12 protein-coding genes are annotated in these 15,573 nt (G+C 68.9%); 10 read left to right on the forward strand and 2 right to left on the reverse strand.

What is annotated here, in order from left to right:
- Nucleotides 1-27: 27 nt before the first annotated feature.
- The 6 genes from ruvB to DEJ48_RS32660 all read left to right on the forward strand — a co-directional run bounded on the left by ruvB (nt 28) and on the right by DEJ48_RS32660 (nt 8,879).
- The gene (gene ruvB / locus DEJ48_RS32635) at nt 28-1,110 is read left to right on the forward strand and encodes a Holliday junction branch migration DNA helicase RuvB (protein WP_150219748.1); all 1,083 of its coding nucleotides are present in this window, start codon (nt 28-30) and stop codon (nt 1,108-1,110) included.
- A 196-nt stretch (nt 1,111-1,306) separates the two neighbouring features.
- The gene (yajC, locus tag DEJ48_RS32640; RefSeq protein WP_150165643.1) at nt 1,307-1,771 is read left to right on the forward strand and encodes a preprotein translocase subunit YajC; all 465 of its coding nucleotides are present in this window, start codon (nt 1,307-1,309) and stop codon (nt 1,769-1,771) included.
- A gap of 162 nt (nt 1,772-1,933) precedes the next feature.
- A complete protein-coding gene (gene secD, locus DEJ48_RS32645; protein WP_150219749.1) occupies nt 1,934-3,700 on the forward strand; it encodes a protein translocase subunit SecD in 1,767 nt (588 codons plus the stop codon).
- Nucleotide 3,701: 1 nt separating this feature from the next.
- Nucleotides 3,702-4,829: a protein translocase subunit SecF gene (gene secF, locus DEJ48_RS32650; protein ID WP_150219750.1), complete on the forward strand. Its 1,128-nt coding sequence runs from the start codon at nt 3,702-3,704 to the stop codon at nt 4,827-4,829.
- Nucleotides 4,826-5,374: an adenine phosphoribosyltransferase gene (locus DEJ48_RS32655; RefSeq protein WP_150219751.1), complete on the forward strand. Its 549-nt coding sequence runs from the start codon at nt 4,826-4,828 to the stop codon at nt 5,372-5,374. The genes secF and DEJ48_RS32655 overlap by 4 nt, the downstream gene beginning before the upstream one ends.
- 964 nt (nt 5,375-6,338) lie before the next feature.
- Complete coding sequence (locus tag DEJ48_RS32660; protein WP_150219752.1) at nt 6,339-8,879, forward strand: RelA/SpoT family protein; 2,541 nt, start codon at nt 6,339-6,341, stop codon at nt 8,877-8,879.
- 71 nt (nt 8,880-8,950) lie between these two features.
- Here DEJ48_RS32660 and DEJ48_RS32665 read toward each other — a convergent pair whose 3' ends face one another.
- Nucleotides 8,951-10,183, reverse strand: coding sequence for a DUF349 domain-containing protein (locus tag DEJ48_RS32665; RefSeq protein WP_150219753.1), 1,233 nt, complete (start codon nt 10,181-10,183; stop codon nt 8,951-8,953).
- Between the two features lie 134 nt (nt 10,184-10,317).
- Entirely contained in the window at nt 10,318-11,139 is an 822-nt protein-coding gene (locus DEJ48_RS32670; RefSeq protein WP_150219754.1) for a peptidylprolyl isomerase, read from the reverse strand.
- 167 nt (nt 11,140-11,306) lie between these two features.
- On the opposite strand from DEJ48_RS32670, the gene DEJ48_RS32675 reads away from it, so the two are divergent.
- From DEJ48_RS32675 to DEJ48_RS32690, 4 genes are all read left to right on the forward strand, one after another.
- Nucleotides 11,307-12,020, forward strand: a complete 714-nt coding sequence (locus DEJ48_RS32675; RefSeq protein ID WP_150219755.1) for an MBL fold metallo-hydrolase — start codon at nt 11,307-11,309, stop codon at nt 12,018-12,020.
- A 13-nt stretch (nt 12,021-12,033) separates the two neighbouring features.
- Nucleotides 12,034-13,296 carry a histidine--tRNA ligase gene (gene hisS, locus DEJ48_RS32680; RefSeq protein ID WP_150219756.1) on the forward strand — a complete coding sequence of 421 codons (1,263 nt, stop codon included), beginning with the start codon at nt 12,034-12,036 and terminating at the stop codon, nt 13,294-13,296.
- A 153-nt stretch (nt 13,297-13,449) separates the two neighbouring features.
- On the forward strand, nt 13,450-14,091 hold the full coding sequence (locus tag DEJ48_RS32685; protein ID WP_150219757.1) for a vitamin K epoxide reductase family protein: 642 nt from the start codon (nt 13,450-13,452) through the stop codon (nt 14,089-14,091).
- Between the two features lie 46 nt (nt 14,092-14,137).
- Nucleotides 14,138-15,499, forward strand: coding sequence for a replication-associated recombination protein A (locus DEJ48_RS32690; RefSeq protein ID WP_150219758.1), 1,362 nt, complete (start codon nt 14,138-14,140; stop codon nt 15,497-15,499).
- The last annotated feature ends 74 nt before the right edge of the window (nt 15,500-15,573 follow it).

Consider the following 15,573-nt stretch of genomic DNA (forward strand, 5'->3'; position numbering starts at 1 on the left):
CCTGAACCGCATCGCGAGGCACACCGCATGAACTGGGACGACACCACCCACGACGCCGCCGAAGCCGCCGACGCGGCCGAGCGGCTCGTCGGTGCGTCCGCCGACGGCGAGGACCAGGCGGTCGAGGCCGCCCTGCGCCCCAAGGACCTGGGCGAGTTCATCGGCCAGGAGAAGGTCCGCGAGCAGCTCGACCTCGTCCTGCGGGCCGCCCGCGCGCGCGGCGGCACCGCCGACCACGTGCTGCTCTCCGGAGCCCCCGGCCTCGGCAAGACGACCCTCTCGATGATCATCGCCGCCGAGATGGGCGCCCCCATCCGCATCACCAGTGGCCCCGCCATCCAGCACGCCGGCGACCTGGCCGCGATCCTCTCCTCCCTCCAGGAGGGAGAGGTCCTCTTCCTCGACGAGATCCACCGGATGTCGCGGCCCGCCGAGGAAATGCTCTACATGGCCATGGAGGACTTCCGCGTCGACGTCATCGTCGGCAAGGGCCCCGGTGCCACCGCCATCCCTCTGGAACTGCCCCCGTTCACGCTCGTCGGCGCCACCACGCGCGCGGGCCTGCTCCCGCCGCCGCTCCGCGACCGCTTCGGGTTCACCGCCCACATGGAGTTCTACGAACCCGCCGAGCTGGAGCGCGTCGTCCACCGCTCCGCCCAGCTGCTCGACGTGGAGATCGACCCGCAGGGCGCCGCCGAGATCGCGGGTCGCTCGCGCGGCACACCCCGTATCGCCAACCGTCTGCTGCGCCGCGTGAGGGACTACGCGCAGGTGAAGGCCGACGGCTCGATCACCAGGGACATCGCGGGCGCGGCCCTCGCCGTCTACGAGGTGGACGGGCGCGGCCTCGACCGCCTCGACCGTGCCGTCCTCGAAGCCCTGCTGAAGCTGTTCGGCGGCGGCCCCGTCGGTCTGTCCACGCTCGCGGTCGCCGTGGGGGAGGAGCGCGAGACGGTCGAGGAGGTGGCGGAGCCCTTCCTGGTTCGGGAGGGGCTGCTGGCCCGCACCCCGCGCGGCCGCGTCGCGACACCCGCGGCGTGGGCCCACCTCGGCCTCGTTCCCCCGCGCCAGGCGGGCGGAAAGGGACAACAGGACTTGTTCGGGACGTGATAAGGGCGAGACAGCGCCGCGGCCGGGGAACAACGGCGCGGAGAGTCGACCCGTCAGGAACTGCGGTGCCATGCTGAGCGTTGTTCGTTAGGTGCGGACTCGCTTAGACTCCGCCGATGCCGCCCTTGCGGGCGGCGTGCCCACCCCCATCCCCATGGCCGCTTACCTGCGCGGCCTGCGAAGGAAACTCCGTCCCGTGAATATCGTGACCCTCCTCCCGTTCATCGTGCTCATCGGGGCCATGTTCCTGATGACCCGGTCTGCCAAGAAGAAGCAGCAGGCCGCCGCGCAGATGCGTAACGAGATGCAGCCCGGCACCGGCATCCGCACGATCGGTGGCATGTACGCCACCGTCAAGGAGGTTCACGACGAAGCCGTCCTCCTTGAGGTGGCCCCCGGTGTCCACGCGGTTTACGCGAAGAACTCGATCGGCGCCGTCCTCGACGACGACGAGTACAACCGCATCGTGCACGGCACCGAGGACGACCTGAACGAGGACGCCCCCGTCGTCCCGGACGACGCCTCCTCCCTCACCGAGAAGACCGACGAGCCCGCCGACGTCTCCGACGACTCGCCCATCGACCTCGGCAAGAAGGACGCGGCCGCCGGGGCCGACGACGCGGAGCCGAAGAAGACCGACGGCGAGTCCGACGCGAAGTAGTCACGACCGGGGCCCGTGGGGCGCGCCGCTCGCGCACCACGGGCCCCGGACCACGTGCATTTCGCGCCGAATCTCGACACCACTTCATGGCCGCCCGCCCGGGCTCCCGCACTGCAGGGGGGCAGACCGGAGTCCGGGCGGTTGGACAGGGAGAACGAGAAGGTGGCAGCACCGAAGAAGGGCCGAAGGCAGAGCGCCCCGGGCAAGCCGGGACGCTCGCTGGTCTTCATCCTGATTGCCCTCGTGGCGCTGACCGGGGGAATGTTCCTTTCCGGGCACACCACGCCGCGCCTGGGCATCGACCTCGCCGGCGGCACGAGCATCACGCTCGAGGCGAAGAACGAGCCGGGTCAGAAGAACGCGATCAACCCGGCCAACATGAACACCGCGGTTGACATCATCAACAACCGTGTCAACGGTCTGGGTGTCTCCGAGGCCGAGGTTCAGACCCAGGGCGACAAGAACATCATCGTCAACATCCCCAAGGGTTCGAACGAGAAGCAGGCGCGCGAGCAGGTCGGTACGACCGCTCAGCTCTACTTCCGCCCGGTGATCACGCAGGCCCCCGGCCAGCCCACGCCGGAGCCGTCCACCAGCCCCTCGTCCGGGACGGACAAGGAGAAGGACAAGGACAAGGCGACCGACAAGGCGACCGACAAGGCCACGGACAAGGCGGGCTCCCCGAGCAGCACCCCGACCTCCCAGGGCCGCGCCGTCAGCGAGGCCCTGAAGGCCGACCCGACGCCGTCCGCCTCGGACAAGGCCAAGGACAAGGGCGGCAAGAAGGACGAGACGCCCAAGCCCGACCCGGCCACCGCCAAGCTCCAGGAGCAGTTCACCAAGCTGGACTGCACCGACAAGAAGGCCCGCGCCGAGGCCGGCCGCGGCATCAAGCCCTCGGACCCCACCATCGCGTGCGGCAAGAGCCCCGACGGCAAGACCTGGGACAAGTTCATCCTGGCCCCGGCCGAGCTGAACGGTAAGGACGTCGACGACGCCAAGGCCGCCATCAAGCAGGAGACCGGCGCCTGGGTCGTCAACATGGAGTTCACCAAGGGTGGTGCGAAAAAGTTTTCCAACGTGACGAGCAAGCTCATGAAGCAGCAGTCGCCGCAGAACCAGTTCGCGATCGTCCTCGACGGTGAGGTCGCTTCGGCGCCTAGTGTCAGTGTGGTTCTGAGCACGAACGCCGAGATCTCCGGCAACTTCAACCAGGAGTCCGCCAAGGACCTGGCGAACATCCTGTCGTACGGCGCCCTGCCGCTGACCTTCCACGAGCAGAGCGTCACCACGGTCAGCCCGGCCCTCGGCGGCGAGCAGCTCAAGGCGGGTCTCATCGCGGGCGCCATCGGCCTCGCGCTCGTCATCATCTACCTGGTGGCCTACTACCGCGGCCTCTCGCTCATCGCCATCGCGAGCCTCCTGGTCTCCGCGGCGCTGACGTACACGATCATGACGCTGCTCGGCCCGACCATTAAGTTCGCGCTCAACCTGCCCGCGGTGTGTGGTGCGATCGTTGCGATCGGTATCACCGCGGACTCGTTCATCGTGTTCTTCGAACGCGTACGGGACGAGATCCGTGAGGGCCGCACGCTGCGACCCGCCGTCGAGCGGGGCTGGCCGCGCGCCCGGCGCACCATCCTGGTCTCCGACTTCGTGTCGTTCCTCGCCGCCGCCGTGCTCTTCGTCGTCACGGTCGGCAAGGTCCAGGGCTTCGCGTTCACGCTCGGCCTGACCACGCTGCTCGACGTCGTCGTGGTGTTCTTCTTCACCAAGCCGCTGATGACGCTCATGGCACGCAAGAAGTTCTTCGCGAGCGGCCACAAGTGGTCCGGCCTCGACCCGGAGCGGCTCGGTGCCAAGCCGCCGCTGCGCCGGTCCCGCCGCACCGCTCCCCCCGCCGGCCCTGTCGACCCGAAGGAGGCGTGAGATGTCGAAGCTCGGCAATCTCGGCGCCAGGCTCTACCGCGGTGAGGTCGGCTACGACTTCGTCGGCAAGCGCAAGATCTGGTACGGCATCTCGATACTGATCACCATCACGGCCATCGTCGGCCTGGCGGTGCGCGGCCTGAACATGGGCATCGAGTTCGAGGGCGGCGCTGTCTTCAACACCCCGAAGACCAGCGTCTCGGTCTCCCAGGCCGAGGAGTCCGCGGAGAAGGCGTCCGGTCACGACGCGATCGTCCAGAAGCTGGGTGACGACAAGCTCCGCATCCAGATCGCGGGCGTCGACATCAAGAAGTCCGACCAGATCAAGAAGTCGCTGGCGGAGGACCTGGACGTCAAGGCCGGCGACATCGACGCCGACCTCGTCGGCCCCAGCTGGGGCGACCAGATCGCCAACAAGGCCTGGCAGGGCCTGGCGATCTTCATGGTCCTCGTCGTGATCTACCTGGCCATCGCCTTCGAATGGCGCATGGCGCTCGCGGCACTGATCGCGCTGATCCACGACATCACCATCACCGTGGGTGTGTACGCGCTGGTCGGCTTCGAGGTCACCCCGGGCACGGTGATCGGTCTGCTGACCATTCTCGGTTACTCGCTCTACGACACGGTGGTGGTCTTCGACAGCTTGAAGGAGCAGTCGAAGGACATCACCAAGCAGACCAGGTACACGTACAGCGAACTCGCCAACCGCAGCATCAACGGCACCCTGGTGCGCTCCATCAACACCACGGTCGTCGCGCTGCTCCCGGTGGCGGGCCTGCTGTTCATCGGTGGCGGCGCCCTCGGCGCGGGCATGCTCAACGACATCTCGCTGTCGCTGTTCGTGGGCCTCGCGGCCGGTGCGTACTCCTCGATCTTCATCGCCACGCCGCTCGTCGCCGACTTCAAGGAGCGCGAGCCGCAGATGAAGGCCCTCAAGAAGCGGGTGCTCGCCAAGCGCGCGGCGGCCGCGGCCAAGGGCGAGTCCGCCGAGGCGCCGTCGTCCTACGCCGACGAGGAGCCGGAGGACGACGCCGCGACCGGTGACGCCGCCCCGGCCGTCGTCGGCCCCCGCAGCCAGCCCGCGTCGCGCAACCGCGGCCGTGGCCGGCCCTCGGGGAAGCGCCGATGACCGAGCTCGCAGGCGTCACGGAGCTGCTGCTCAGCCGCATCCGTGACGTCCCGGACTATCCGAAGCCGGGCGTGATGTTCAAGGACATCACGCCGCTGCTCGCCGACCCGGCCGCGTTCGCCGCGCTTACGGAGACGCTCTCCGACCTCAGCGTGCGGCACGGCGCCACGAAGATCGTCGGCCTGGAGGCCCGAGGCTTCATCCTCGGCGCCCCTGTCGCGCTCCGCGCGGGCCTCGGCTTCATCCCTGTACGCAAGGCGGGCAAGCTGCCCGGGGCAACGCTCCGGCAGAGCTACGACCTGGAGTACGGCAGCGCCGAGATCGAGGTGCACGCCGAGGACCTGGCGGCGGGCGACCGAGTCATGGTCATCGACGATGTCCTCGCCACCGGTGGTACCGCCGAGGCGGCGCTGCGGCTCATCCGGAGGGCGGATGCTGAGATCGCAGGCGTTGCGGTACTTATGGAACTGATGTCTCTCGACGGTCGCCAGCGGCTTCAGGCCACCCTGGAGGGGGCGGCATTGGAGGCATTGATCACCGTCTAAAAATATTCTGAGATGGCCTAAAGGGTGCTCCGAGACCTCCTCGGAGCACCCTTCTTTTCGTTTCACTTTCTACTGACCCCTGCGTGCGGCCAGGCGCATTGCCATTTTAAAAATCCAGCGCTCAACAATCGTGGATGCTAGCTCAAATGTTGCTCAAGTTGCTTGAGGTGACGATGTGTTCACTGCAATATTGATCTCGACCTCCTCGCAAGAGGAATGAACGGCGAATTACAAACGGAGGGGAACTAAGTGTCGGTTTCACGTAAGATCGCCACAGGAGTGGTGGCCGTGGCATCTGTTGCCGCAATGTCGGCGGCAGCCGCTCCAGTGAACGCAGCTCCGTCGCACTCAAAGGCGACGGCATCGGTGAAGGTTGTCAAGTCGAGCTCGGCAGAGCGTGCGTCGGCCTGCTCTAATTCTTGGAAGAGCGCCGTCGGCGTCCCGGGACGGTGGACGAAGATCGAGGATCACACATGCTCCCTTTGGGGCGCTCCTGGCTTCAAGACCGGCTATCAGTGGGCTTCTCAGCGTGGCAGGGTCTGCGTAAAGGTGAAGGGTTATAAGAACGGCCGAGAGAAGTGGTATGACGCAGGCTGCGGGGCGAACGGTCGCAAGAAGAACGTGCCGTGGGGGAATGTGGCTGCCAATAAAGCGATAAAGGTAAAGGGTTTTGCCCTCTTTAAGTGGCGCTAACGATAGTCGCCCTACGCCTGTGTATTGGTGCGGTCTCTGTCGCTGACTGGTACTGGCCGATACATCCGGTGAGCGAGGCCGGGCTCGGAGCGTTTCCGAGCCCGGCCTCGCATGTTCTCGGCGGAAGCCGTTGGTCTGCCGGGTGACAGCTCACGCGCTCCGCTTGTTCGCAGCTCTCTCATCGGCCCAATGCGAGCCGACGGCGCAGGATCGATACCATGGACTCTTCGGGGCCTGTCCGGGGGACCCCGATCGCGCACAGGGAGCGCTCTTGCCAGACGAGTCCCAGCCACTCACCGCCGCCAAGGCCGCCCAGCAGGGCAAGGAGGCCTCGGCCGGATCCGTGGCGCCCGCGAAGAAGGCCGCGGGCGCGCAGGGCGCCACGTCCGCGCAGCGCGTCCAGGGAGACGTCTCCCGGGGCGACAAGCCGGCCGAGCAGCCCCGCCCGAAGCCGCCCGCGGACCACCATCCGACGGCTCCGGCGATCCGGCCCGCCACCGGCCAGCCCTCGCGTTCCGGTTCGTCCAACCGCGTGCGGGCCCGGCTCGCCCGCCTCGGAGTCCAGCGCTCGAACCCGTACAACCCTGTCCTGGAGCCCCTGCTGCGCATAGTGCGCAGCAACGACCCCAAGATCGAGACGTCGACGCTCCGCCAGATCGAGCGGGCCTACCAGGTCGCGGAGCGCTGGCACCGCGGCCAGAAGCGCAAGAGCGGCGATCCGTACATCACGCACCCGCTCGCCGTGACGACCATCCTCGCCGAGCTCGGCATGGACCCCGCCACCCTGATGGCCGGGCTCCTGCACGACACCGTCGAGGACACCGAGTACGGCCTGGACACCCTCAAGCGCGACTTCGGCGACCAGGTCGCCCTGCTCGTCGACGGCGTCACCAAGCTGGACAAGGTCAAGTTCGGCGAGGCCGCGCAGGCCGAGACCGTGCGCAAGATGGTCGTCGCCATGGCCAAGGACCCCCGCGTCCTGGTCATCAAGCTCGCCGACCGCCTGCACAACATGCGCACGATGCGGTACCTCAAGCGCGAGAAGCAGGAGAAGAAGGCCCGCGAGACGCTGGAGATCTACGCTCCGCTGGCGCACCGCCTGGGCATGAACACCATCAAGTGGGAGCTGGAGGACCTCGCCTTCGCGATCCTCTACCCCAAGATGTACGACGAGATCGTGCGCCTCGTCGCCGAGCGCGCCCCCAAGCGCGACGAGTACCTCGCCATAGTGACCGACGAGGTCCAGGCCGACCTGCGCGCCGCCCGCATCAAGGCGACCGTCACAGGACGCCCGAAGCACTACTACAGCGTCTACCAGAAGATGATCGTCCGCGGCCGTGACTTCGCGGAGATCTACGACCTGGTGGGGATTCGTGTCCTTGTCGACACGGTCCGCGACTGTTACGCCGCCCTCGGCACCGTGCACGCGCGATGGAACCCGGTCCCCGGCCGGTTCAAGGACTACATCGCGATGCCGAAGTTCAACATGTACCAGTCGCTGCACACGACGGTCATCGGCCCCAACGGCAAGCCCGTCGAGCTCCAGATCCGCACGTTCGACATGCACCGCCGCGCCGAGTACGGCATCGCCGCGCACTGGAAGTACAAGCAGGAGGCCGTCGCGGGCGCCTCCAAGGTCCGCACCGACGTGCCGAAGAAGGCCGGCGGCAAGGACGACCACCTCAACGACATGGCGTGGCTGCGCCAGCTCCTCGACTGGCAGAAGGAGACCGAGGACCCCAGCGAGTTCCTGGAGTCCCTGCGCTTCGACCTGTCGCGCAACGAGGTCTTCGTCTTCACCCCGAAGGGCGACGTCATAGCGCTCCCGGCGGGCGCCACCCCCGTCGACTTCTCGTACGCGGTGCACACCGAGGTCGGCCACCGCACCATAGGAGCGCGGGTCAACGGCCGTCTCGTACCGCTCGAATCGACCCTGGACAACGGCGACCTGGTGGAGGTCTTCACCTCCAAGGCGGCCGGCGCGGGACCGTCCCGCGACTGGCTCGGTTTCGTCAAGTCGCCGCGGGCGCGCAACAAGATCCGCGCGTGGTTCTCCAAGGAGCGCCGCGACGAGGCCATCGAGCAGGGCAAGGACGCCATCGCGCGGGCCATGCGCAAGCAGAACCTGCCGATCCAGCGCATCCTCACCGGCGACTCACTGGTCACCCTCGCCCACGAGATGCGCTACCCCGACATCTCGTCGCTGTACGCGGCGATCGGCGAGGGACACGTCACCGCGCAGTCCGTCGTGCAGAAGCTCGTCCAGGCGCTCGGCGGCGAGGAGGCCGCCAACGAGGACATCGCCGAGAGCGCGCCGCCGTCCCGCGGCCGCAGCAAGCGCCGCTCCAACGCCGACCCCGGCGTCGTCGTCAAGGGCGTCGACGACGTGTGGGTCAAGCTCGCCCGCTGCTGCACGCCCGTGCCGGGCGACCCCATCATCGGCTTCGTCACGCGCGGCAGCGGCGTATCGGTTCACCGCAGCGACTGCGTGAACGTCGACTCGCTCTCGCGCGAACCCGAGCGCATCCTCGAGGTCGAGTGGGCGCCCACCCAGTCCTCGGTCTTCCTCGTCGCCATCCAGGTCGAGGCCCTGGACCGCTCGCGCCTCCTGTCGGACGTCACACGGATCCTCTCGGACCAGCACGTGAACATCCTGTCGGCGGCCGTGCAGACCTCCCGCGACCGCGTCGCCACGTCCCGCTTCACCTTCGAGATGGGCGACCCGAAGCACCTCGGCCATGTGCTCAAGGCCGTCAGGGGAGTCGAGGGCGTGTACGACGTGTACCGGGTGACGTCGGCGCGCAGGCCGTAATCCAGTACTACGAAGAGGGGCTCCCGTACGTCACGTACGGGAGCCCCTCTCCGTAGAAGCCGGACAACCGCTCAGCCGCCGAACTCGTGCAGACCCTTCAGCGCCTGGTCCAGCAGCGCCTGACGGCCGTCGAGCTCACGCTGCAGCTTGTCGGCCTTCGCGTTGTTGCCCGCGGCGCGAGCGGTCTCGATCTGGCCCTGGAGCTTGTCCACGGCGGCCTGCAGCTGACCGGTGAGGCCCTCGGCCCGAGCCCGTGCCTCCGGGTTGGTCCGGCGCCACTCGGCCTCCTCGGACTCCTGCAGCGCCCGCTCCACGGCGTGCATCCGGCCCTCGACCTTGGGGCGGGCGTCACGCGGGACGTGACCGATGGCCTCCCACCGCTCGTTGATGGCACGGAAGGCGGCACGCGCCGACTTCAGGTCCGTCACCGGGACGAGCTTCTCCGCCTCGGCGGCCAGCTCCTCCTTCAGCTTCAGGTTCTCGCCCTGCTCCGCGTCGCGCTCCGCGAAGACCGCGCTGCGCGCCGCGAAGAACACGTCCTGGGCGCCGCGGAAGCGGTTCCACAGGTCGTCCTCGTGTTCGCGCTGGGCGCGGCCCGCGGCCTTCCAGTCGGCCATCAGCTCGCGGTACCGCGCGGCCGTCGGGCCCCAGTCCGTCGAGTTCGACAGCGCCTCGGCCTCGCCGACCAGCTTCTCCTTGGCCTTGCGGGCCTCCTCGCGCTGCGCGTCCAGCGAGGCGAAGTGCGCCTTGCGGCGCTTGGAGAACGCCGAGCGGGCGTGCGAGAAACGGTGCCACAGCTCGTCGTCCGACTTGCGGTCGAGCCGCGGCAGACCCTTCCAGGTGTCCACCAGGGCCCGCAGCCGCTCGCCGGCCGCCCGCCACTGCTCGCTCTGGGCCAGCTCCTCGGCCTCGACGACCAGCGCCTCCTTGGCGTGCCGCGCCTCGTCGGACTGCTTGGCCTTCTGGACCTTGCGCTCCTCGCGGCGCGCGTCGACGCTCTCCACGAGCTTGTCGAGCCGCTTGCCCAGGGCGTCCAGATCGCCGACCGCGTGCGCCTCGTCGACCTGCTGACGCAGGTGATCGATGGCGGTCGTCGCGTCCTTGGCCGACAGGTCGGTGGTTTTCACCCGGCGCTCGAGAAGTCCGATCTCGACGACCAGACCGTCGTACTTGCGCTCGAAGTAAGCCAGGGCCTCGTCCGGAGATCCTGCCTGCCACGAACCGACCACTCGCTCGCCGCCGTCGGCCGTACGCACGTACACGGTCCCCGTCTCGTCGACGCGGCCCCACGGGTCGCTGCTCACAGCGCCTCCTCCACATGATGCCTGCGCAGGGCCTCGGGGCCCCCGGCATCGTCCACAGTTTCGTCTCCGCCAACATAGGCGACCGGCGGGGCGGCTGTCCGCATCCCGCACGACCGAAGTTTGCCCGCCAGGGGTCAGTTCTTCGTGACGGTGGCCTTGTCGATGACGACGTTCGCGTTCGGAGCGCCGTCGCCCTGCCCGGTGCTCTCGCCCGCGGCGGCGATCTTCTTCAGGACCTTCATCCCCGAATCGGAAATGGTCCCGAACGGTGTGTAGTCGGGTGGCAGCTGACTGTCCTGGTAGACGAGGAAGAACTGGCTGCCGCCGCTGTTCCGGCCCTTCTTGGTCTGCGCGTTGTACTGGTTCGCCATCGCGACCGTGCCCGCCGGATACACCTTCCCCTTGAGGCGCTTGTCCTTGAGGTTCTCGTCCGGGATCCGGTAACCGGGGGTGCCCGTCCCGTCGCCCTTGGGGTCGCCGCACTGCAGGACGTAGATGCCGCCCGTCGTCAGACGGTGGCACTTGGTGTGGTCGAGGTAGCCTTTCTTCGCCAGGAAGTCGAAGGAGTTGACCGTGTGCGGGGCCTTCGCCGCGTCCAGGTCGAGGGCGATGTCGCCGCACGTCGTCGTCAGGTCCATCGTGTAGTCGGCGGACTTGTCGATCGTGAGCGCGGGCTCCTTCTTGAAGCTCAGCGGCTTCACCTTGCCGGGCGCGGCCTTCGCGCACGGGTCCTTCGGGGTGCTGCTGGGGCTCGCGCTCGCCTCGTCCTTGGTGTCGTCCCCGTCGAAGGCGCCCGCCGCGTACGACACCGCGCCGCCCGCCACGACCACCGCGAGGGCGCCCGCGATCACCGCGTTGCGCGCCCGTGCCCTGCGCCGCGCGGCCTCCCGCCGCTGCTGCTGGCGCACCATCTTCTCCCGGGCGAGCTGCTTGCGCCGCTGTTCCTGGCTGACCACCGGCTCTTCTCCCCTTCTCCCGCGCATGTCTCGGCATGCGCCGCGTAGTGCCCCGTACCGTATATGGGTTACCTGTGGAATCGGCAGCGCCGGTAGGCTCTGATCTGCCGCGTTCTCCCGCCGGGGGCCGCGGTCACCCGCCGCCGGACGACGAACGAAGGACGATCGTGCTCATTGCCGGGTTCCCCGCCGGGGCCTGGGGCACCAATTGCTACCTGGTCGCCCCCGCCGCAGGCGAGGAGTGCGTGATCATCGACCCGGGCCACCAGGCCGCCCAGGGAGTCGAGGACGCACTCAAGAAGCATCGGCTCAAGCCCGTCGCGGTCATCCTCACCCACGGCCACATCGACCATGTCGCCTCGGTCGTCCCGGTGTGCGGAGCGCACGACGTGCCCGCGTGGATCCACCCCTCGGACCGGTACATGATGAGCGACCCCGAGAAGGCGCTCGGCCGCTCCATCGGGATGCCGCTCATGGGCGAGCTGACGGTGGGGGAGCCGGACGACGTGCGGGAGCTGTCCGACGGCGCGGGGCTGAAGCTGGCCGGGCTCGACTTCTCCGTCGCGCACGCGCCGGGCCATACGAAGGGGTCGGTGACCTTCCAGATGCCCGAGACGCAGGAGATCCCCTCGGTCTTCTTCTCGGGCGATCTGCTCTTCGCCGGCTCCATCGGACGCACCGACCTGCCCGGCGGCAGCCACCCGGAGATCCTCGAGTCGCTGGCACGCGTGTGCCTGCCGCTCGACGACTCGACCGTGGTGCTGTCCGGCCACGGCCCCCAGACATCCATCGGCCAGGAGCGCGCCACCAACCCGTACATGCGGCAGGTGGCAGCCGGCCTGGGCGCGGACGAGACGTCCGCCCCGCGACGAGGAATGTGACGAGAGAAATTCCGTGAGCACCTTCAAGGCCCCCAAGGGCACGTACGACCTGCTTCCGCCGGACTCCGCGAAGTTCCTGGCGGTCCGCGAGGCCATCGCCGCGCCGCTGCGCAACTCCGGCTACGGCTACATCGAGACGCCCGGGTTCGAGAACGTCGAGCTGTTCGCGCGCGGTGTCGGTGAGTCCACCGACATCGTCACCAAGGAGATGTACGCCTTCACCACCAAGGGCGGCGACGAGCTCGCGCTGCGCCCCGAAGGCACCGCCTCCGTGCTGCGCGCGGCCCTGGAGGGCAACCTCCACAAGGCGGGCAACCTCCCCGTCAAGCTCTGGTACTCGGGCTCCTACTACCGGTACGAGCGCCCCCAGAAGGGCCGCTACAGGCACTTCTCCCAGGTCGGCGCCGAGGCGATCGGCGCCGAGGACCCGGCGCTCGACGCCGAGCTGATCATCCTGGCCGACCAGGCGTACCGCGCCCTCGGCCTGCGGAACTTCCGCATCCTGCTCAACTCGCTCGGCGACAAGGAGTGCCGCCCCGTCTACCGCGCCGCGCTCCAGGAGTTCCTGCGCGGCCTGGACCTGGACGAGGAGACACGTCGACGTATCGACATCAACCCGCTGCGGGTCCTCGACGACAAGCGGGCCGACGTCCAGGAGCAGCTGGTCGGCGCGCCCTCCCTGCGCGACTACCTGTGCGACGCGTGCAAGGCGTACCACGAACAGGTCCGCGAGCTGATCACGGCGGCGGGCGTCGCCTTCGAGGACGACGAGAAGCTCGTCCGCGGCCTGGACTACTACACCCGCACCACCTTCGAGTTCGTCCACGACGGCCTCGGCTCGCAGTCCGCCGTCGGCGGCGGCGGGCGCTACGACGGCCTCTCCGAGATGATCGGCGGCCCCTCGCTGCCGTCGGTCGGCTGGGCGCTCGGCGTGGACCGCACGGTGCTCGCCCTGGAGGCGGAGGGCGTGGAGCTCGAACTGCCCGCGTCCACCAGCGTGTTCGCGGTGCCGCTCGGCGACGAGGCGCGCCGCGTCCTGTTCGCCAAGGTGACCGAGCTGCGCAAGGCGGGCGTCGCCGCGGACTTCTCGTACGGCGGGAAGGGCCTCAAGGGCGCGATGAAGAACGCCAACCGCAGCGGTGCGCGCTTCACCGTCGTCGCCGGTGAGCGCGACCTCGCCGAGGGCGTCGTCCAGCTCAAGGACATGGAGTCCGGCGAGCAGAGCGCCGTCGCGGTCGACGACGTCGTCGCGGTGCTCACGGCGAAGCTGGCGTAACCGCGCGAACGAGGCGCCTTCGCACGGCTCTCGCACAGCTGTCGCCCGCGGGGTCCGGAAACGGACCCCGCGATGCCGTTCCGGGGACGGACACACAGGTACGTACGGCACAATGTCCCTGCCCTCGGCCACCACAAGCGACGGAACGGCGTGATGAGCAAAACGATGTCAGCGAAGGACGGCGCCCTGGACGACCAGGAGCGCACGGTCGCTCCCCGGTCCGTCGGCGGCAGCCGCGCGCTCGCCCTGCTCCTGGTGATCACCGGCGCGGGCGGTCTGCTCGCCTCCTGGATCATCACGCTCGACAAGTTCGAGCTCCTGAAGGACCCGAACTTCCAGCCGGGCTGCAGCATCAACCCGGTCGTCGCCTGCGGCAGCATCATGAAGAGCGAGCAGGCCGAGGCGTTCGGCTTCCCGAACCCGATGCTGGGCCTGGTCGCCTACGGCATCGTGATCTGCGTCGGCATGAGCCTCCTCGCGGGAGCCCGTTTCCCCCGCTGGTACTGGCTGACGTTCAACGCGGGCACGCTCTTCGGCGTCGGCTTCTGCACCTGGCTGATGATCCAGTCGCTCTACCACATCAACGCGCTCTGCCTCTGGTGCACGCTCGCCTGGATCATGACGCTGGTGATGTTCTGGTACGTCACCTCGTCCAACATCCGCGCCGGTTTCCTGCCCGCGCCCGCCTGGGCCAAGACCTTCCTCGCGGACTTCACCTGGGCGCTGCCGGTGATGCACACCGGCGTCATCGCGATGCTGATCCTCACCCGCTGGGGCGCCGACCTCTGGGCCTGACCGGCGCCCGGAGGGATTGTCAGTGGGGTGACATAGGGTTCTTGACGTGGAGCCCGATCTGTTCACCGCCGCAGCCGAAGACCGCCAGGAGAAGGACCCGTCCAGCAGCCCCCTGGCCGTCCGGATGCGCCCCCGCACCCTCGACGAGGTCGTCGGCCAGCAGCATCTGCTGAAGCCCGGCTCGCCGCTGCGCCGCCTCGTCGGCGAGGGCGGCGGAGGACCCGCCGGACCGTCCTCGGTGTTCCTGTGGGGCCCGCCCGGCATCGGCAAGACCACCCTTGCGTACGTGGTCTCCAAGGCCACGAACAAGCGCTTCGTCGAGCTCTCCGCGATCACGGCGGGCGTCAAGGAAGTGCGCGCCGTGATCGACGGCGCCCGCCGTGCCATGGGCGGCCACGGCAAGGAGACCGTCCTCTTCCTCGACGAGATCCACCGCTTCAGCAAGGCGCAGCAGGACTCCCTGCTGCCCGCCGTGGAGAACCGCTGGGTCACGCTGATCGCGGCGACCACCGAGAACCCGTACTTCTCGATCATCTCCCCGCTCCTGTCCCGCTCCCTGCTGCTCACCCTCGAACCGCTCACCGACGACGACCTGCGCGGCCTGCTGCGCCGGGCGCTCATCGACGAGCGGGGTCTGGCCGGCGCCGTGGAGCTGCCCGAGGAGGCGGAGGAGCACCTGCTCCGGATCGCCGGCGGTGACGCCCGGCGTGCGCTCACGGCGCTGGAGGCGGGTGCGGGCTCGGCGCTCGCCAAGGGCGAGGAGGCGATCACACTCCAGACCCTGGAGGAGTCGGTCGACCGGGCCGCCGTGAAGTACGACCGCGACGGCGACCAGCACTACGACGTGGCGAGCGCCCTCATCAAGTCCATCCGCGGCTCGGACGTGGACGCCGCCCTGCACTATCTGGCCCGCATGATCGAGGCGGGGGAGGACCCCCGTTTCATCGCCCGGCGCCTGATGATCTCCGCCAGCGAGGACATCGGCCTCGCCGACCCGACGGCCCTGCCCACCGCGGTCGCCGCCGCCCAGGCCGTCGCGATGATCGGCTTCCCGGAGGCCGCGCTCACCCTCAGCCACGCCACGATCGCGCTGGCCCTCGCCCCGAAGTCGAACGCCGCGACGATCGCGATCCAGCAGGCACAGGCCGACGTCCGCGGCGGCCTCGCAGGCCCTGTTCCGCCGCACCTGCGCGATGGGCACTACAAGGGCGCGGCCAAGCTGGGCCACGCCCAGGGGTACGTCTACCCGCACGACGTCCCCGGCGGCATCGCCACCCAGCAGTACGCACCGGACACGATCGAGGGCAAGCGGTACTACCAGCCCACTCGGTACGGGGCCGAGGCGCGGTACGCCGACGTGGTCGAGCGGGTCCGGTCCCGCCTCAAGGGTGAGCAGCCCGAGAGCTAGGCGTTCGGTCTGCGTCTGCGGGTGCGTCGTGGCTGGGCGCGCAGTTCCCCGCGCCCCTACGGGATGCACCTGAA

The organism is Streptomyces venezuelae (genome assembly GCF_008642315.1).
Lineage (GTDB): Bacteria > Actinomycetota > Actinomycetes > Streptomycetales > Streptomycetaceae > Streptomyces > Streptomyces venezuelae_D.

Coding starts and splice junctions, on each gene's coding strand:
- ruvB (WP_150219748.1), top strand. CDS start 28: ATGAACTGGGACGACACCACCCACGACGCCGCCGAAGCCGCCGACGCG.
- secF (WP_150219750.1), top strand. CDS start 3,702: ATGTCGAAGCTCGGCAATCTCGGCGCCAGGCTCTACCGCGGTGAGGTC.
- DEJ48_RS32655 (WP_150219751.1), top strand. CDS start 4,826: ATGACCGAGCTCGCAGGCGTCACGGAGCTGCTGCTCAGCCGCATCCGT.
- DEJ48_RS32685 (WP_150219757.1), top strand. CDS start 13,450: ATGAGCAAAACGATGTCAGCGAAGGACGGCGCCCTGGACGACCAGGAG.